The 18333-nt window shown below is 40.9% G+C and carries 13 protein-coding genes; 4 read left to right on the top strand and 9 right to left on the bottom strand.

Translation table 11 applies throughout. From position 1 onward, the window contains the following. Positions 1 to 27 precede the first annotated feature (27 nt). Positions 28 to 201 (bottom strand): hypothetical protein, encoded by a 174-nt coding sequence (locus MKY12_RS22200; protein ID WP_339310835.1) that lies wholly within the window; start codon positions 199 to 201, stop codon positions 28 to 30. Continuing rightward, a complete protein-coding gene (locus MKY12_RS22195) occupies positions 191 to 1177 on the bottom strand; it encodes a DUF3991 domain-containing protein (protein ID WP_339310833.1) in 987 nt (328 codons plus the stop codon). Before MKY12_RS22195 ends, MKY12_RS22200 begins: the two co-directional genes overlap by 11 nt. Before the next feature lie 196 nt (positions 1178 to 1373). Between MKY12_RS22195 and MKY12_RS22190 the strand changes: the two genes are divergently transcribed. The 3 genes from MKY12_RS22190 to MKY12_RS22180 are packed head-to-tail and all read left to right on the top strand — an operon-like array spanning position 1374 to position 6114. Continuing rightward, positions 1374 to 3398 carry an AAA family ATPase gene (locus tag MKY12_RS22190; protein ID WP_339310831.1) on the top strand — a complete coding sequence of 675 codons (2025 nt, stop codon included), beginning with the start codon at positions 1374 to 1376 and terminating at the stop codon, positions 3396 to 3398. Beyond that, positions 3391 to 5334, top strand: a complete 1944-nt coding sequence (locus tag MKY12_RS22185) for an ATP-dependent helicase (protein WP_339314945.1) — start codon at positions 3391 to 3393, stop codon at positions 5332 to 5334. Before MKY12_RS22190 ends, MKY12_RS22185 begins: the two co-directional genes overlap by 8 nt. A gap of 36 nt (positions 5335 to 5370) precedes the next feature. Continuing rightward, on the top strand, positions 5371 to 6114 hold the full coding sequence (locus MKY12_RS22180; protein ID WP_339310830.1) for a hypothetical protein: 744 nt from the start codon (positions 5371 to 5373) through the stop codon (positions 6112 to 6114). Positions 6115 to 6376: 262 nt separating this feature from the next. Here the strand turns inward: MKY12_RS22180 and MKY12_RS22175 are convergent, their stop codons facing one another. After that, positions 6377 to 7873 carry a hypothetical protein gene (locus MKY12_RS22175; RefSeq protein ID WP_339310828.1) on the bottom strand — a complete coding sequence of 499 codons (1497 nt, stop codon included), beginning with the start codon at positions 7871 to 7873 and terminating at the stop codon, positions 6377 to 6379. Between the two features lie 5 nt (positions 7874 to 7878). Then, entirely contained in the window at positions 7879 to 8946 is a 1068-nt protein-coding gene (locus MKY12_RS22170; RefSeq protein ID WP_339310827.1) for a nucleoid-associated protein, read from the bottom strand. 97 nt (positions 8947 to 9043) lie between these two features. On the opposite strand from MKY12_RS22170, the gene MKY12_RS22165 reads away from it, so the two are divergent. Then, positions 9044 to 9232 (top strand): hypothetical protein, encoded by a 189-nt coding sequence (locus MKY12_RS22165; protein WP_339310826.1) that lies wholly within the window; start codon positions 9044 to 9046, stop codon positions 9230 to 9232. Positions 9233 to 9361: 129 nt separating this feature from the next. On the opposite strand, the gene MKY12_RS22160 is transcribed toward MKY12_RS22165, so the two are convergent. From MKY12_RS22160 to MKY12_RS22140, 5 genes are all read right to left on the bottom strand, one after another. Further along, positions 9362 to 11842 carry an SNF2-related protein gene (locus MKY12_RS22160; protein ID WP_339314944.1) on the bottom strand — a complete coding sequence of 827 codons (2481 nt, stop codon included), beginning with the start codon at positions 11840 to 11842 and terminating at the stop codon, positions 9362 to 9364. Between the two features lie 3032 nt (positions 11843 to 14874). Next, positions 14875 to 15249 carry a TnpV protein gene (locus MKY12_RS22155; RefSeq protein WP_339310824.1) on the bottom strand — a complete coding sequence of 125 codons (375 nt, stop codon included), beginning with the start codon at positions 15247 to 15249 and terminating at the stop codon, positions 14875 to 14877. A gap of 763 nt (positions 15250 to 16012) precedes the next feature. Further along, entirely contained in the window at positions 16013 to 16441 is a 429-nt protein-coding gene (locus MKY12_RS22150; protein WP_339310822.1) for a DUF6075 family protein, read from the bottom strand. Beyond that, on the bottom strand, positions 16438 to 17475 hold the full coding sequence (locus MKY12_RS22145; protein ID WP_339310821.1) for a ParB N-terminal domain-containing protein: 1038 nt from the start codon (positions 17473 to 17475) through the stop codon (positions 16438 to 16440). Before MKY12_RS22145 ends, MKY12_RS22150 begins: the two co-directional genes overlap by 4 nt. Beyond that, positions 17465 to 18256, bottom strand: a complete 792-nt coding sequence (locus MKY12_RS22140) for a ParA family protein (RefSeq protein ID WP_339310819.1) — start codon at positions 18254 to 18256, stop codon at positions 17465 to 17467. The genes MKY12_RS22145 and MKY12_RS22140 overlap by 11 nt, the downstream gene beginning before the upstream one ends. Positions 18257 to 18333: the final 77 nt, after the last annotated feature.

Raw genomic sequence — 18333 nt, 5'->3', positions numbered from 1 at the left:
TTCCCTTTGGGGTACTCTTAAGCGACATTAGTTTGCCGGGTGAAAATCACTAAAAATGTCGGTGGAAGCTCTGCTTCCACGCTGTTTTCTCGCAAAATGACATTTTGCTATTCCTGCCTTTACACCACCACCATCGGGCGGTGCCCTCTGGTAGTGGGACGGCAGTTCTCTTATCCAATGAGAAAAAAGTCTAAAGTTCATAATCACAATCCTCCTCATGAATAGGTGATTTCGCTTTGAGTGGGGCATGACGCATAGAAACCAGATCTATATTGAAATCCTTATTATGTGGTGTCTGGATACTGGTCTGATATCCTAACTCATCATACGTATGGGCAAATTTAAAGGCAGCCTCTTGTCCCCAATTGGGAGCCGGGCTGCCATCTCGATAAGTGGCGTTATAATCATTGTCTAAGCAGAAGATGATTTCATGAATAGTGTGTTGGGATAGGAAGCGCTCTAAGGCATTATCTGATAAACACCCGAGGGAAATTCGATGATCTGCTCGCCAGTCCAGCCCGTTCAGCTTGGTGAGTGTGGCATGGCTCATGGCGTCGATGGGGCTTTCACATACGTAAACCCGCGAACTGTTGTTACTACCAGGAATGAGAAAGGGGTAGCTTTTATCTGAATGTATTCGATCCTGCTTAAAAGGGCGATTAGGGTTGCAACCTCTCATCGAACAGTACTTAGGAATTCCATCAGGATCGTATCCGATGAAAACACAGTTTCCGGTTTTGGATTGCTGGTAAAGCTTTTTATCGTGCATGAGTTGGGACATGATTTCGGAGTCAATTCCTCGAACGTGTACGAGATACCAAGCGACTCGCCTATAGTTGGATGCCTTGTCTGGAAGGGTGAGTTGGCCGGCTGTTTGAGGAGAATGGAGCAGAGGAGTGAAGCGTGGGATTTCGCTCTCCAGTAGAAAAGCTATAGCTTCTTTGAAATTCATATTCCAGAATTGCATTACAAAGTCAATTGGGCAGCCGTGGGTATCAGTGGAAAAGTGATAGTACTTATTGCTGTCTTTGAAAAAGTAAAGACCGCCGCTGTGCTTTGCATGAAGAGCGCGGCGGCCACCATTTTCGAGGATGTAGCCATTGGACCTGGCAAATTCGATTAGGTTAGTATTGTTCGCTTTATCAATTTCTAATTTGGAAAGAGTATATTGTTTCATGCCTATCCTCCTATATAGATAAAATCCATAAAGAAACGTTACAAACTTCATTAAATAAATTATAGAAAAAGGAATAACTAGGAAATTGTCGAAAATAGTATTTAAGTCTTGCGAATTTGGGATGAAAGTCACGAATTTGTAAATTCTCTAATTATTAAAAGGCTAATATAGAACAATACTGAGGGGGATAAATATATTGCAAATATCTAAGTTGAGTTTAAAAAATTTCAGGAGTTTTGGCTATGAAGGAACAACAATAACCTTTAATAAAATATCTGGCTTTGTAGGAGAAAACTCTTCAGGTAAAACTGCATTAATAAATGGCTTAGTAAAGCTTTTTGGAGTATCTTCACATGATCGCACAATAGAAAAATCAGATTTTCATATTCCAGTTCATACTACAATCGAATCGATAAAGGAACATTGGCTATCAATTGAAGCTAGAATAGACTTTCCTGAATTATTAGATAGCTCACTAGATAGTCAAAGTAAAAATAGTTTACCACCATTTTTTAATCAACTCGTTGTACGTTCAACGGGAGAGGCACCTTATTTACGGGTGAGATTAACTGCTAAATGGACCGTAGGCAATACACCAGAAGGAGAAATTGAACAAAAGCTGCACTTCGTTACTGTAGCCGAAGGAATAGATGAATCTGATGAGGATCTTATACCTGTTACTCCACATCAACGTTCAGCAATACAGGTTATCTACGTACCAGCAGTAAGGGAACCATCAATGCAACTCAAAAATGCTTCGGGTACAATTCTTTGGAGAATCTTAAACAACATTTCTTGGCCAGAAGATATTGACAATACCATAAAGACAAAAATGGAACCTGTTAATGAATTATTCGATGAGATAGATGGGGTTGCTCAAATCAGAAGTGTTATCGGAGATGAATGGAAGAAATACCACAAGGATGTTCGATATCAAGATGCAAAGTTACACTTCAATAGCTCAACTTTAGCTTCAATATTAAAAAAGATTGAGGTGTCATTTTCTCCAACTCACGATTTAGGTGAATATAGCGTCGATAAATTAGGGGATGGACTTAGGTCTCTGTTCTATTTATCTTTGGTTTCATCATTGTTGGAAGCCGAGGTGAAAATCACTGGAAAGTCGAATGCCTCTCTGACCCTTCTTGCTGTTGAAGAACCAGAGAATCATATCTCTCCACACTTACTCGGTAGAGTTATGGAGAATTTAAAGGATATTTCAAAAAAAGAAAATGCACAAGTTGTATTAACATCACATAGTGCTTCAATAATCAAGCGAGTTGATCCAGAAGATTTAGCCCACCTGAGAATTGATAAAACTAGCTTCACGACTATTGTTAAGAAGATTGTCCTACCTAGTAAAACATCAGAAGCATACACTTATATTAAAGAAGCCGTGAGAGCCTATCCTGAATTATATTTTTCGAGATTAGTTATTTTAGGCGAAGGTGATTCGGAAGAAATTGTTATACCGAGAATATTGGAGATTAACGAAATATATCCTGATGATTATGGAATATCGATAGTACCACTTGGAGGAAGACATGTTAATCACATGTGGAAACTGCTCAATGAGTTAGATATTCCCCATATAACATTATTGGACTTGGATCGCGAGAGGGGGGGCGGTGGTTGGAGTAGAATTAAATATGCCATCAATCAGCTATTGTTAAATGGGCGAGATCGTGAAGATTTATTAAAGGTATTTTATCCAGAAGGTAATAATGAATGGAGAGAACAGATTCTTACTGATGCTGAACTTGAAGGCTTTGACGGATATTCTATGGAACCTGATTGGTTGAAATCAATGAATGATTTATGGATATCAAGATTAATGGAAGATAAGTACAATGTGTTCTATTCAGCACCGCTTGATTTGGACTTTCTTATGCTGGAAACATTCCCGGAGCCATATAAAAAAACAGTTCCTAGAGGCCCGAGTATCCCCAATCGGACCGATAATCCCGAGGGTTACAGCAAGAAAATAAAAGGTGGCATTATTGCAGCATTAAAAAATGAAAAAGCAACGGGCTACACTTATACAGAAAAACAGCATGAACTTATGGTTTGGTATAACACGTTATTTCTTGGGAGAAGTAAGCCAAGCACTCATATTGAAGCCCTATTGAAAATAGATAATGATGATTTGCAGATATTTATGCCTGAAGTTTTTACCAAGCTTGTTGAGAGAGTCAAGGAATTACTTGAAAGGAATGGATAAACTCATGTTGTATATTAGTCCGGAAAACTGGAGTCCAGCAGATGGATTTACATTAGAACCGGCTGCAGAAATAGCAGTTAAAGCTGAGATGAATAATCTTATTTTGGCTGGTCCGGGTGCGGGGAAAACGGAGCTACTTGCTCAACGCGCATGTTATCTACTTCAAACAAATTTATGTCCATCACCTCAAAAAATATTGGCAATTAGTTTTAAAACAGACGCAGCAGAAAACTTGAAAAAAAGGGTGGAGTTAAGGTGTGGTAAGGAACTGGCGTCGAGATTCGAATCAAGAACATTTGATTCATTTGCTAAACAACTACTCGACCGCTTTAGATTAGGAATCCCAGAAGCCTATCGACCAGGGAAAGATTACAACATAGCATTTTCCCAAAGAGAAATACAAGATATAGTCACTGGCTACATAAAAGAGCGACATCCCAATCGTCCTAATTGGCGACACGAAATTAATTTTAATATTTTATTTAGACGCTTGTCTGAGGATAGATTGCCTGTTTATGAAGATGGGGAAGACATCTATACTTGGATTTTAGTGAGGATTTGGGATATTCTAGCTCATGGAAGAGAAGGACTTTCAAGCACATTGACATTCCCTATGATTTCAAAACTTGCCGATTATTTACTGCAACATAATCTTTTAATTAAAAAGGCGCTTCAGATGACTTATAGTCATGTTTTTCTAGATGAATTCCAAGACACAACCTATCTCCAATACGAGTTAGTTAAGACGACCTTTTTAGGAACTTCTTCAATACTGACAAGTGTAGGAGACGATAAACAGCGAATCATGGGCTGGGCTGGGGCACTTTCGGATTCTTTTGAACAGTTCAAATGTGACTTTAATGCAGGTCAAATTGAACTGACCCAAAACCACAGGTCTGCACCCAGACTTATCGAAATTCAGAATGTTTTGGCAAAAATAATAAATGAAAATTCGACTGACGCTAGAGTTTCAAGCTCACACAGTGAGCAAGAAGGGAAATGTGAAGTTTGGAATTTTCAGACTCATATTGATGAAGCTATTTTTGTAGCTTCAAGTATCGTGAAAAGAATCCAGCATGGGGATATAACTCCTCGAGACATTTGTATACTTGTAAAGCAACAAGAACATGTATATGCAAGAGCAGTAATTGAAGAACTTGGACGACAAGGCGTTCACGCTAGAATTGAAAAAGAATACCAAGATTTGCTTGCGGAAGAATGTGTGCAACTAATCATTGATTTTTTTAAACTGGCAACAATGGAAAAAACTCGTGAGTCATGGTTAAGGGTATCAGAATTGTTAACTTATGTGCATGGGTATGATTTAGAACTAGACCATAAAAAAATACTAGGTATAGAATTAGAACTTAATGAACACATTTCACAAATGAAAAGCGATTTAAATGAATTATCTACCGATGTGGAACTTTGTGAGCTAAGAATTGGTGAGATTGTTGAGGGGGTTTTATCTTTTATAGGAATTGAAAAGCTATTTCGATTATATCCCAAATACTCGAAAGGATCATTTTTTAATAAATTAATTAAAGATACTATCAAGAAATTAGCCGATGCATATGAAAAATATTTAGATTGGAGCAATTCCATAGCTGATATTCTAGGACTTTTCAGTGTACCTATTATGACAATTCATAAGAGTAAAGGTTTGGAATATGACACAGTCATATTCTTAGGATTAGAAGATGATGCTTTTTGGACTTTTAGAACACAGAGACTTGCTGATATGTGTACATTTTTTGTTGCATTATCGAGAGCGAAGACACAATGCTTCTTTACATTTAGTAACTCAAGAGAAACATTACGTTATGGGGATATTCAAGTGAGGACTCAATCCAGTGTAAACATTTCATCGTTATACCAATTATTGAAAGATGCAAATGTTGATGTTAGAGAAATTACAGATATTAATGATATTTAATTACATTGAAAAATTGTGGGAGGAGGAAAGAGCAATATGAAAATCTTTGGAATTGACTTATCTATTATTATCATTGCTGTGATAACAGCTTATATAGGCTACCAATTTAACCATCGCGCCAAAAAAAGAGAAGTTTTCCTGAAGGAACTGAGCAATAGTTATAATGAAGTCTATTTTCCGATGTTTGAGCTGCTATCAGTCATTAATAAAACAGAAGATAAAAATCGGAAACTAGAGTTAACTGATTCTTTTATGGAGGAGTATTCTGGAACTAATTCAAAGATTCGTTTTATAGGTTCTACATTCATACTGGAATACTTTTATAAACTAAGAGAAGCCTTTTTCACCTACAAAAACGAAATTAACAGAACAAACGAGCGTGAGTTGTTGGAAAAAGTAAAAGGGCTCTATCTAAGTATTGAGGATGAGTATTGGAATGCTCATGATATTATCTATGAAGATTATAAGCAGTTTGTTAGCGATACATTTAATAATCCATTTTTTGTTGTTTTGGCAAATATTTTTAGGATCTTTTATCATTTATCAGTGTTTATACTCTGGATTAGTGCATTGGTTCTCTATTTTACTATTTCTCATTTGATTATCCCTATTGAATGGGTTCCTGAATGGTGGAGCATTGGCTTTGCATTATTATCATTACTTTTAGCAATCGTGGTGTTTGGTTTCATGTTGATGTTTAAAGAGATGGTAATGAAAAGAAATAGAAGAGAAAGTAAAGTTGTGAAAAACCTGAAGGAAAAGATAAAAAGGTTGTTCTGAACAAGTCGATAGAATCGTCGTTGTTGGTAAATGAGTAGAGGGGTTTATTGGTTGTTCTTGAAAAGTTAGGCGACTATTTTAAAAGTTTCCTTTAGTAAAAGTGTCTGCGAATTCGTTTGGTCTCCTTGGTTACGGAAAAATGTATGGAGCTTAGTCTTAATAATTTCCATCTACCTCCTACCTCCGCATCAGTAAAATCAGATGTGTGAAAAAGTGAAATGTAAATAATAAGAGAAGCATTCATTAATGAAAAATGCTTCTCTTATGTAATGCCATTTATTATAAAAATTATCATTTGATGGATGATAGAAAAAATCTTACTAATTACACCATGTAACATTAATCCAAAAGTAATCGCAGCCAAGCTAATTCCTATGCTCGGCCAAACAGTCCAATGAAGGTATCTCCTGAATATTTTTGTTTGCATAATAATACTGTTTCCTGTGATTTTATCTATACGGTCTTCAAAGAAGATTTTTTTGTAATCTGTAACTCGTTTATTATAAATTTCAATAATGGCTTTTTTATTGGCGTTAGCGAGTGTACTGTAATATATAGTAAGTGCAATTGAGAAAAAACTGTAAATATAAAGCACCCAAGGAATATATGCTTGATTCTCTGGTTTATTAAATCCAATAGCTGCAGTAATAGCAGTAGCAAGTAAGCCGAACAAATTCTTTGTTACAATATCAGTCAAACCCGATATTTGTTTGCTAATTTCATTAGAAGTTGTTCTAATAAAATCCTCTACTTGCTTTCTTTCGTCTAAATAAGACTTTACGCTTTTTTGAATGTAAACCCGGTAATTCTCTTTAACCATTTCAAATATCTCAGATGCATTTTTTAGGAGTGGCTCTAAATTTAGATTGATTTCTTCCTTGATATGCAAATTTATTATATTCTGGATCAAACCTATTTTGTCAGCTGTTTTCTCACTGTATGCCCAGTTGTAGAGGGAGAAAATTTTATCGATTTGTTCTTTTTCGCTTGAATCAGGAACGATCAGTTTAAATTTAGTTTGTTTAAGTCCAGAATACGTTGATTCGTACAATTTATCTTCGTCTAAATAATCTGTATTCAATGCTGTAAATGCAACACATATCGAAGCAGCTTTTTTGTTCAAAAATCTACTTAATATATTTGAATTATTCTCATAAAAGTAAAATACATCAGGCGGAAGAAAACTTGTTTCCCTGTACCAGCGGACATTCTCATTCCGTTCTTTAATCCTGTCTTTAATTATTTTATATTGTTTCTCAGGTTCATTAAAAGAATTGCTTAAAGCATTTATATCACCAATTGTGATGAAATTGTTTGAAAAGGCTGTCGAATAATTTGGATCGTCGTAAATAATAATAAAGGTCAATTGATTAGGATTACTGAAAACAAACCGTTCAAGGGCAGAGAGGCTAAGGTTTTGCAAATTATTTAACAGTATATTTGCTTGCGAATAGACGATAACATTATGTTCATCAAGAATAGTTGAAGAGATGATTTTAGATTTCTTTAATTCTATTTTTATTTCGACTTCATCATCACAAAGATCAATCGTATTCGCTAATAAATGGCTTTCTGAGGGTAAAGAAAGTATATGTTCATCGTCAATATACAAAGAAAAGTCCGTCGTCCACACAACTGCAAATTCTGATGCTAGTCTTTCAATAAGCACCTTTTGAACCTGGTTTGAATAAACAACATTATTAAGGGTTTCATCTCGATGAAAAAAATCTTTTCTTTTTAAGAATTCTAACCATTCCATATTGATCAGTCCATTTTATTTATTTTCAGTCCTTTAATCGTAATATCCGCTACTTCTTCACCAGATGCGTTGAAGCGGGGGGTGAATATAAACTTGTCGGGATCTGCATAGATTGCAGGATCAATTTCAAGCTTTATTCCATCAAGTGTTATTCTTCTTTTCTTTGCGTATACTTGAGCTACATCTTGCGATTTTACAAACTCTAAACGCCTGACACCATTTCGTTCGAACTCCGTAATAAGGGAGTCCATAAATAGTTTCCGCTCTTCTTCTGGGAGGTCTTCACTAAATTGTGATTCTGCAAATTGTCTAAGGTTTATATTTTCAGTGTTTACTACCAGATTGATTGCATTATCAACAATAGAGCGCTTTTTTTCGGGAGTTATCGAAGATGTTTTAACAAATTCTTTTACACCTTTGATAAAACCATTTGTGTTCAGTTTAGAATCATCAATAAGTTCAACATTAAGAAAGCTTTTTTGGAAGAATAAAGATATATCGCTTTTGTCTGTCTTGTTTTTCTGTCTATCTAAAATAATCAATTCATACTCGTCATTTGTCCGCTTAATAAAGGCCGCTTTTTGGAGCTTTGTCCCCAATTGTGGCCAACCACTTCCTAGCTTTTTTATACCAATATATCTTCCTTGTGGAGTATCTGTTGATTCTGAGATATAGTTATCCTTGTAGTCCAACTTCAGTAAACAGAGATACTCAACATCGTTGCAATTAGCCAGACAAATTGCAATATCCGCAGCGGATATGGACTTATTAGTCATTGCTGAAAATAGCAGCCTAGCCAATATTTTCGAACCATCGACAAACAAATATTCAGGATCATCAAGTACTCTGTAGCATTCAGATAATACCTGGTTAATATCTTTGTCCAAGAAATTTGCGTATCGTATTCTCCCGTCTTCAAATCCACTTTTAGTATGAGTTTCTAACAGTGCTTTTAATTCATCATCCATCTGCAAAGAAAGGTCAGACAAATCGAGTCCAGTGCTATTCTCCTTTTGGTTATCAAGACGATGGATTATGGCGGAATGTACCTGAAGCTTTTCAACCTTTAGCATTACTCATGCTCTCCCCTTAGATAGCAACTTGCGCCGCGAATAATTTCAGTTTATTGAAGTACAATAAAGAATATGAAAGGACGGTGACCTAATACGTATGAAACAATTCAAAGTATTTATTGAACATGAAGATACATGGCATTACTTTGGAACATTTAAGGCAGAGAACGGTGAAATGGCGTTAGAACTTGCCCGATCCTCAAAACGAGAACTTATTGATCAGTATTCATTTACAGAAGAAGAACTTCAATTTTTAAACATGGAGGTTGAGGAGCTTCCTTCTTAAATAATATACCAGAATTTTCTACATGGTACTATCATTATTTGGTTCTAAAGACATGTATCAGTACCCACGGAGAGAGCCATTACAAAAGAATTTATTGGAAGCCAGGACTATATGTTAGTTGGTTTTCAACTAGATTTCAGGTTCCAATTCCTTCTCCGGCCCCCGATCCCGATCCATAGCCCCAGTTTGTTCCTCCATAACGATCTCCTGTCCTTTCAATTCCTTAAACTCCAGCGCCGAATTGATCTCAGATTGCCGTGTGACCAGTTGTTGCAGTTTCTGCTCTCCCTCAAATGGCTTTCCTAATTCTTTTTGTGCTGCAGCGAGCTGATTCAACGTCTCCTCCTGATTCTGTATTGTAGCTTGAAGCAATGAAGGCAACTTCTCGATCAGGTTTTCGAGACGAGAGATATTTCCCAGTGCTGAACCCCCAAGCTCTGCGGAGTGTGTTTCTGCTCCTTGGACCCGTATATGGACGTTATCATAAATTGAACGGAACAAGGAGAGTGGAAAACCACGATACTGACCAATTACTTTAGATGGTTGATCCCTCTCGGTTAGTTTGGCTAACAGAAGAAGTACTTCTCCGGCTTGCGTTCTTTCTTCATAGTTCATTCCATCTAGTTGAATCAAGAAGTCCAGTGGGCGATTTTGCTCAGCTACTTGAATATCCGTCTGGAGTTTTTCCATTTTCTCCTTACACACCCCAAGCATTAAAGGATACTGCTTATGGATACGCTGATCTAACATCACCTGTTCATTTTGCCAATTAGCCTTCAAGAGCTTGAGGCGGGCGACATCATTATCCACCTGCATTTTTTCGGCAAGCATGGGATTACCGGTAGCCACTGCCTTGACTTCGGCAGCAGATAGAACTGTTTCATCCGTATCTTCACAGGAACGGGAGATGCTTTTGCCGGTCATTACCTGAGAGATATAGCGCAGCTTCTGCTCCTGAATTTGCCACAAGTACGAGTCAAAAGTTCCTTTTGTGACATAACGGAAAATCTGAACAACAGGATTACGATTGCCCTGACGCAGGATGCGGCCGTCTCGCTGGATAATGTCGGAGGGTCGCCAAGGACAATCGGTATGATGTGCAGCAATGAGACGATCCTGAATGTTGGTTCCGGTCCCAAGCTTAGAGGTGGAACCGAGCAGAACCCGGACTTCGCCGCGGCGCACCCGTTCGAACAATTCCTCCCGCTGAGCATCCGTCTTGGCATCATGGATAAAGGCGATTTCATCCTCAGGTACGCCGCGAAGTGTCAATTGACTCTTCACCTCATCGTACACGTTAAAGATACCAGGCTTGGGTGTTCCGCTATCGCAGAACACGACCTGGGTCAATTTTTCAGTCTCTGTTTTCTGCCAAATTTCGTAGAGGTTATGGATGCAGCGATTTAATTTGGAGTCGGAATCAACGGGAGCGTCTTCATGAACTAACCTGGGATCAATGGACATTAGCTTGGCTTCATGTGTAAGCTTAAGCATGTTATCCTCGGAAGCGTCCACATCATTGTTTCGGATCTGCTCGGCACGCACCACAAACTCGTCCATTAGCTGCTGCTGAAACGGAGAACACTCACTGATAATAACGGTAGCTTTGTCACCTTCAAGTTTGGGTGTGGGTAATTGCAGCATATCAGCGGTTTGAATATCCGCCACCAAGCGAAATAGATTCATTAGTTCCGGCAGGTTATGAAACTTGGCAAAGCGGGACTTCATCCGGTAGCCGCTGCCTTCTGGTGTGATTTCCAGGGAGGATACCACTTCACCAAAGGTCGCCGCCCAGTTATCAAAAAAGTTGAGACCCAGCTTTTGCAGCAAATGAGGCTGAAGAAAACGCTGCATCACGTACATTTCCGACATACTGTTGCTGATCGGTGTACCTGTTGCAAAGACCACGCCACGTCCACTGTTCATTTCCTGTAGATACTGGCATTTGAGTAGCATATCGGTGGCCCGCTGGCTACTGGTTTTGCCGATTCCAGCTACATTTCTCATTTTCGTGAATGTAAAACAGTTTTTATAGGCATGAGCCTCATCTACAAATAGCATATCTACACCTATTTGCTCAAAGGTGAGCAGATCATCCTTTTTGCCTTCATTCGCCAGACGCTCTAAACGGGATTTCAGATTATTTTCAAACACCACCATCTGCTTGATGCTCCAGTTGTCTCCCTTTTCCTTTTTCACCTGGTCAATGGTTTGAGACACATTGCGAATTTCATCTTGTAGGAGCTGCGCCTGACGTTCACTGGAAATGGGGATCTTCTCAAACTGGCTATGTCCGATAATAACTGCATCGTAGTTTCCCATGGCAATGCGTGAGACAAAGCGTTGACGATTGGCCAAGGCAAAATCCCTTTTCGTAGTCACGAGAATGTTCGCTGCAGGGAAGAACCGCAAAAACTCATTCGCCCACTGCTCCGTGAGGTGATTAGGTACACAGTACATTGGTTTTTGAATTGCTCCGATGCGCTTCAACATCATGCCGGCAGTAATCATTGCGGCGGTTTTGCCTGCGCCGACTTCATGGGCCATAAGTGCCGTACCGGAGTAAAGAATTCGGGCCACCACATCTTTTTGATGCTTTCGGAGATGCATTTCCTCATTCATCCCTGCGAATACGAGATGATCACCGTTGTAATGGCGAGGACGAATATTGTTGAACTTATCGTTATAAATCGCTAGCAGATTGTCAGTGCGGTCCTTATTCCTGAATAACCAGGAAGCAAAGGCTTCCTTCATCTGCTGCTGCTTAGCACGGGCAATCATCGTTTCCTTAGCATTCACGACATACTTGATTTGTTCGTTGCCACTAGAGTCCACAAAGCTAAAAGGATCGCGGATGGTGATACTTTGCAGGTTCAGGCTGGATTCGTAAATCTCATAAGCGCTGGCGCGATGTGTTCCATAGGTTTGGTTCGCTTTAATGGAATCACGCTCCAGTGATTTGCCTGATACACGCCATAGGTTGGTGAATTCTAGATAATCTACATCGACAGTTTGCATGGTCTGCAGCACCTTAGCGGTGCCGAAGGTTTCATACATGAATTCCCGGTAATACCGTACCGGAATCCATGGACTGCCAATGCGAAAATCAATTTCGCCGGGAAGCAGAGGGGCGGGCTGAACAGCGGTTAGTGCAGATACGTTGCGCTGAAACAGATCTGGGAGCTCTTTCGCTTTAAGGATGGCGTAGGCTAACTTGTCCTTAACGTTACCGGATAGGTAATCCTCATCCAGCTCCCAACCTTCTTCTTCATCACCTGTATAGTTCTGTGGGTTTAAAAAGATACGCTCGCCCAATTCCTCACGGATTTCGGCTGTCGTTGTACGGCACAAATGAGCCATGTAGGGCAAGTCAATGCTCAGCCGCTGATTCAGACAGATTTGCAATGCTTCAATCGCAGACTCTGCGTGATCGGGGAGATTGTTGGAACGGATGGTAGGGCGAAAAAAGATAGCTGCTTTACTCCATGTTTTCTCTGGATTCAGGTCTTCGATGGAACGGAGTAGCGGCAGTTGATCGTCGTCGGCAAAAGCGGCTGTATTGGCTCGATCATTAATATAACCGCAGGAATGGACAAAGCGGTCATATGCACTGTTTAATGTGTGCTGAGCTGCTGTCAGTTCAGTTTCTTCATAACCATATTCACGGGACTGAAGTGAAATTACTTCCAGCAGCGCAGTTCGGATTTCGCATAATCCTTTAATGCGTTCTGCTTTTTTTCCTTTAATGTTTTGGGGTAACAACTCACCCATTTCGCAATAATAGATCTGTCCTTGTTCGATGATATAGGTAAATTTTTTGGTGCCCGCTGGTGCTTCTAAGCGCTTCGGTTCATCCGTGTCTATAAGCACCGATGGTTTTGACTCACTCACTGAAGGTGGAAGAGAAGGGATGACAGCATGCAATCTTTCCAGCGCGTGCTCCAGTACGTCGTATAATTGTTGGTTTTCATCCGGCACGCAAGCCGTTTGCTCGACCCCGTACATCCCACGATCCCAAATCATCCGACCCAACAATTGGTCAGGGTTACTGAGGTAATAGCGATTTATAGGGACTCCATCTGACGTTGTCCCGATGAACACCCACTCTGGCATGTCTTCTTTATTCAGTAAAAGCGGCTGCTCCCGTTTTTGCAAAAAGACAATATCCGTGGTCACGGTAGCTCCAGCCAAAGCTTGAAAGGTCGTATTAGGCAGGCGAGCAGCACCGATAAGGTCCGCTTTTTGGGCCAGGATTTCTCGAACCGAAGAATCCTGTTTGTCCATCGTTCCCTTGCTGACGATGAAGGCGAGAATACCACCGGGTTTCAACAGGTCTAGAGCTTTAATGAAAAAGTAATCGTGTATTAAATGATTGCTTTGATAGTGCTGGTCAAAGATGCGAATATTGTTGAACGGAATATTGGAAAATACCGCATCAAAACGAGTATTTCTCCAATCTACTGTTTCGAAGCCCTGAAGGTGAACTGTGGCTTGAGGGTACAACTGTCGAGAAATTCTGCCGGTCAGTTGATCCAATTCCACCCCGTGAAGCTCGGCTTGATTCCATTCCGGCGGCAGTATAGAGAAGAAATTGCCTGTACCCATGGACGGCTCTAACAGCTTGCGTCCAATTCCATCTGTTAGCCCAAACCGCTGTAAGGTTGTATAAATCGGTTGAATAATCGATTGTTCGGTGTAAAAGGCAGTAATTGTAGAATTACGTGCTGCGTCGTACTCTTCATTATCAAGTAATTGTTTCAACTCGGTATATTCACCCTCCCACCCAGATGCCGTAGGGTGGAAAGCACTCGCTAATCCACCCCAGCCCACATAACCGGCCAGGATCTGTTGTTCTTCCGCTGTAGCCTGACGCTGGTCGGCTTCAAGATGTTTAAGCAAGCGGATTGCTTCTACATTTCGCTTATACTTGCTTTTGGGTCCGGACACATAGGGAGAGGCATCCGGATTAAAGCGATAGTTGACAGCGTGGATAGGATCGGCGATAGAAGAGGGCTCTGAGTTAAAGGTATCTTCCTCAATAGCTTCTACCTTAGCTTCTGTAGGAGGTGTTGGAACAGTAGCTGCATCTTCTTCAGACAGTTTAGGCAAGATTTTATCTGACTCCATAGAGTTGATGTCTAGTTCCTGTTTTTCTTCATGGGATTGTTGTTCGGCAAAGTCGAATAAAGTCCACTCAGGTTCTTCCAGCGGGAAGGGGGAGAATTGTTCATCATAACGTCCTTCTCCAATCAGCCTTAAAATCATAGCTGCTACCCTATTCCAGGTAAGTCCTTCTCGATGGGTGCCATCGGCTTCCTTCCATTCCAATTCCATTCCTTTGCTATTCGTCATATATCCCTTCAGGTCATTGTCAAAGCTGCCCCATGCGCCTCCAATTCCATAGATTACTTTGAGCGTCGGGACAAGAGCGGCCGGTTTAACGGGATGCTGCTCGGTCACGAATTGGTAGATGCGTGATTTAATCACTGATTTCCCCCGATCACTACGCAACAAGTACTCCAGCATTTCCTCGGCAGTATGTTTTTCTGCACCGTCGTTAATTTCAGGCGTAAAAAAAGAACCGCTGGCTGGCGGCTCCGGGGAAGAGGGTTGCTTAAGAATTGCGGGAGATGAAGGTGCGGTTATCTCGGTCTCAGCACGATTTCGTTCAGCACCAGTTCCTCTGCTGTGGATTTGATCTGATTCAGATGGCGCGTTCGTACTAGGGTATCCTCGGTCTGCGGCATCGGCTGGAGTCGAAGCAGTTGCTCGCTCAACTGCTCCAACCGTTCCAGTGCTTCCTGTTCGACTTGGTGTATTTTCTCCATCAGACTGCCTTGCATTTGAAGAATTAGGAAGCGCTGCGGGTGATGGTTGCGCAGATGGTTCAGCGCCATCCGCCCATACTTGCCTAGCGGCTGCTGGTTCGCTTCCGGATTGCCCGAGATTTGCAGGTCGGGATACAGCAGACCGTCGATCTCGTGATAGGTTAGACTCGGATGTTCCTTCTTGTTCATAAAAGGTACTCCTTTCGTTTTCCATGATTTTAATATAGCGGGCAATATCGTTAAGCAAGCTGCGGGCGATGTCATTTACCTGATAGCCCAAACGAGCGACAAGAGGAAGAGTATCCAAATGCGTAATGGTGGCGAAATCAATTCCATTAGGCTCCGGCAGCCGGCAGCGGCGGTGGATAAGATAGCGAACGCTGTCCATTATTAGATCAGCCATATGTTGCTCTAAGCCATGCAGGGGGAGTGTACCAAGAAAGTGATTCTCGACATCATGCTCGAAGTCTTGCAGCAGCTCATTCCAAGCAGAACCAACAGATGCTTTGGTCAGATCGAAGATGGCATTGGTAAGGTCCATGGTGTCATATGAAGTCAAGCGTCCTGCTAATTCAACTTGGTCAATTTGTTCCAGATTCCAGAGTGCAGGAGCCGATCTCCCTGTAGTTTGAGTGATATCAAACAGGTGATTCAGCACAGGACTCCCCAGCTGAAAATCGCAAACGGCAATGCTCTTTTCACCCTTGTTCACATAACGACCTATCTGATTCCAAAGAGGGAGAGGAGCCAGCATGGTGGCAGTTGGTTTCTGAGCATAGATCAGCAGACTATTATCAAAGGAGTATTTATAGATTCCAGCAGCGAATTCCAAATAATCCATCCAATTTTTCGGTGAGTGTGAAATTTGTGATACAGCAGATGTATAGATTGCCTGGAGCATATCAACACGAGCCACGATGGTTATCCTCCCTTCCTGTGGATCGTGTGACTTTTATTGTTCCAACTCATCATAGATATCTTTGTCTGGCACAAAGGGAAGCCAATCTCGTTTAATATCCACGGCATAGGCTGGATAGCGAAGCTTGATCCCTTCAAAGAAATATGGCATGAGTCCATTATCGAACAGATAATAGGGGCTGAAAGAGTGGGTCTCTTCTTCATGTTTTCCCGTATAGCCCGAATAAAGGTTAAATGCGAGGCGGGAAAGACGCACCGTTGTTCCTGTCTGCCAGCCGTTGTTTAAGCCCTCTAGCCTAATGCTGTCTTCTCTGAAATCATAAAGATCATTAATGTGACGGCGAGTATCTTCTGTAAGGCCTAATAGATAAAACAGAGCGGATCGGTAAGGATCGTGTTGACGCTCAGCACGAATGACATTACCTTCATAAAACTGTTCATGAGCCAGATCTTTGAATATCATTTAATTTCCTCCTCTTCAATTTGTTGTTCAGGCTCTGACTGGAGCGAAAAATATAAGGTTAAAGCTTTATCGATGATTTCCTCAACTTCTGCGGCTTTACTCTCAGGAGAGAAATATTTGGCATATACTTTATGCTTTAGCTTGAATGGAGCAGGAACCATATTTTTTGGCTTCCGGCTAGACACACCGGAAAGGATCGCTGATGCGGCTTGCTCAGTTAAATTACGGTTTTCTGATTTCGCTCGAAGCAGCTCGGATTTTTTCATATCTACTTTGTAACCCTGTACATGTATTAAGGATTCCACGGTTTGTTGTTCTTCCCGCTTCAGATAAGAGAGATCGACGGCCGGGCGAAGCTTGATTTCACCTTGATCTACTCTTTCCATGAGTTCTGGTAGAAGGTGATTCAAGCGCAAATATCGTTTGATATTGGTTGGGCTCATATCGTTTTTCTCAGAAACTTCATCCACACTCCAAGTTCGCTGTCCCACTGGGACAGTGGACTCAGAATCCTTTGTGTTATAAGGGGGCTCGCCGTTTTCAAGCTGAGTTATTTTACTCTGCTTCTGCTTAGCCTCCTTGCAAGCTTCAAGTTGCATCTGCAGGGCACGGGCGAGCTCACTGGGCAACATATCCTGAATGGAACGTTGATTGAAATTGGTGTCCACCACGATAATTACAGCTTCTGCTTCCGTCAAATGTTCTTTAATAATGGAAGGGATATAAAGTAACCCTGCGGCTTTAGCGGCATTGACGCGATTATGCCCAGAGAGGATTTCATAGGAGTCTTGTTCCATTGGACGGACTATAACCGGAATTAGAACACCGTTCTCCAAGACACTTTCGATTAGGTCATCCAGTTTTTTGCCCTCATAGAGCTTAAATGGATGTTTATAAAAGGGAATAAGGCTGGAGAGTAGAAGAGAAGTGACTCCTGAATTTTCAGGGGATGATGTCGTAAGGTTGGGTCCTTGAGACAAAAGTAAAAGCTCATCAATGCTTGAAAGTTTAGGCGTAGGTCGCTTATTGCTCAACTTGCATCAGCTCCTTTGCTAAACTGCAATAAGCTGTGGCTACCTTCGACTTAGGATTGAATTCAATAATACTTTGACTGTAGAAATTCGCCTCTCCGACTTTTACGGAAAGAGGGATCTGAACATCAAAGATGCGGACGGTTTCCTGGTAATATGCTTTTACCAACCTAAAGGCTTCTTTATATAAATTGGTTCGAGTATCACACATGGTCATTAAAATACCTGCAATGTTAATCCGCGGATTAATTCGTTTCTTTACCTTAATGATAATTTTCAGAAGCTGAGTTAGGCCTGTCGCTGACCACAATTGAGGGTTTACTGGAATCAACACACTATCGCTGGCCGCCAGGGCATTTATCGTTAGTAGACCAAGAGAGGGATTTGTGTCTATAATGATATAGTCGTATCTTTGCTTCATGGATTCGAGCAATGTGGTGAGAGTTTTTTCCCCACCCATTTCATCTCTTAAATTAATCTCAGCAACGGATAGTTCAATGTTGCTTGGGATGAGGTCTATATTGCCATGATTATGAATGTATTCTTCAGGAGCCGGCAGTGGTTCGTCGCTCATGAGGGCATTCATAATATTGAACATTGAAAACTTAAGCTGATCTGGATTCTCAATTCCAAAGCACATGCTTAGATTGCCTTGTGGGTCGAAATCAACCAGCAGCACTTTTCTATTTTCATAGGACAAGGCGCACGCCAGATTGTAGGCGGTGGTAGTCTTGCCTGTGCCACCTTTCTGATTGGCAATGGTGATAACGGTTGTTTGTCTCATTATGAAAACCTCCCCGGAGGTTTGCTCCGAACATATTGTCAATGGTAGGGAGCGGGCTGGTTCTCTCATTTTTCTCT

Origin of the sequence: Paenibacillus sp. FSL M7-0896, from assembly GCF_037975415.1 — a bacterium.
In the GTDB taxonomy this organism is placed as follows: Bacteria; Bacillota; Bacilli; order Paenibacillales; family Paenibacillaceae; genus Paenibacillus_AQ; species Paenibacillus_AQ silagei.
Note: the sequence above shows the minus strand (reverse complement) of the source record. Positions and strands in the feature narration are given on the sequence as shown.

Excerpts from the sequence above, each read along its gene's own strand:
- MKY12_RS22155 (WP_339310824.1), bottom strand. The coding sequence starts at position 15,249 with ATGAACAAGAAGGAACATCCGAGTCTAACCTATCACGAGATCGACGGT.
- MKY12_RS22175 (WP_339310828.1), bottom strand. The coding sequence starts at position 7,873 with ATGGAATGGTTAGAATTCTTAAAAAGAAAAGATTTTTTTCATCGAGAT.
- MKY12_RS22160 (WP_339314944.1), bottom strand. The coding sequence starts at position 11,842 with ATGCATCTCCGAAAGCATCAAAAAGATGTGGTGGCCCGAATTCTTTAC.
- MKY12_RS22150 (WP_339310822.1), bottom strand. The coding sequence starts at position 16,441 with ATGATATTCAAAGATCTGGCTCATGAACAGTTTTATGAAGGTAATGTC.
- MKY12_RS22200 (WP_339310835.1), bottom strand. The coding sequence starts at position 201 with ATGAACTTTAGACTTTTTTCTCATTGGATAAGAGAACTGCCGTCCCAC.
- MKY12_RS22140 (WP_339310819.1), bottom strand. The coding sequence starts at position 18,256 with ATGAGACAAACAACCGTTATCACCATTGCCAATCAGAAAGGTGGCACA.
- MKY12_RS22180 (WP_339310830.1), top strand. The coding sequence starts at position 5,371 with ATGAAAATCTTTGGAATTGACTTATCTATTATTATCATTGCTGTGATA.
- MKY12_RS22165 (WP_339310826.1), top strand. The coding sequence starts at position 9,044 with ATGAAACAATTCAAAGTATTTATTGAACATGAAGATACATGGCATTAC.
- MKY12_RS22170 (WP_339310827.1), bottom strand. The coding sequence starts at position 8,946 with ATGCTAAAGGTTGAAAAGCTTCAGGTACATTCCGCCATAATCCATCGT.
- MKY12_RS22195 (WP_339310833.1), bottom strand. The coding sequence starts at position 1,177 with ATGAAACAATATACTCTTTCCAAATTAGAAATTGATAAAGCGAACAAT.
- MKY12_RS22185 (WP_339314945.1), top strand. The coding sequence starts at position 3,391 with ATGGATAAACTCATGTTGTATATTAGTCCGGAAAACTGGAGTCCAGCA.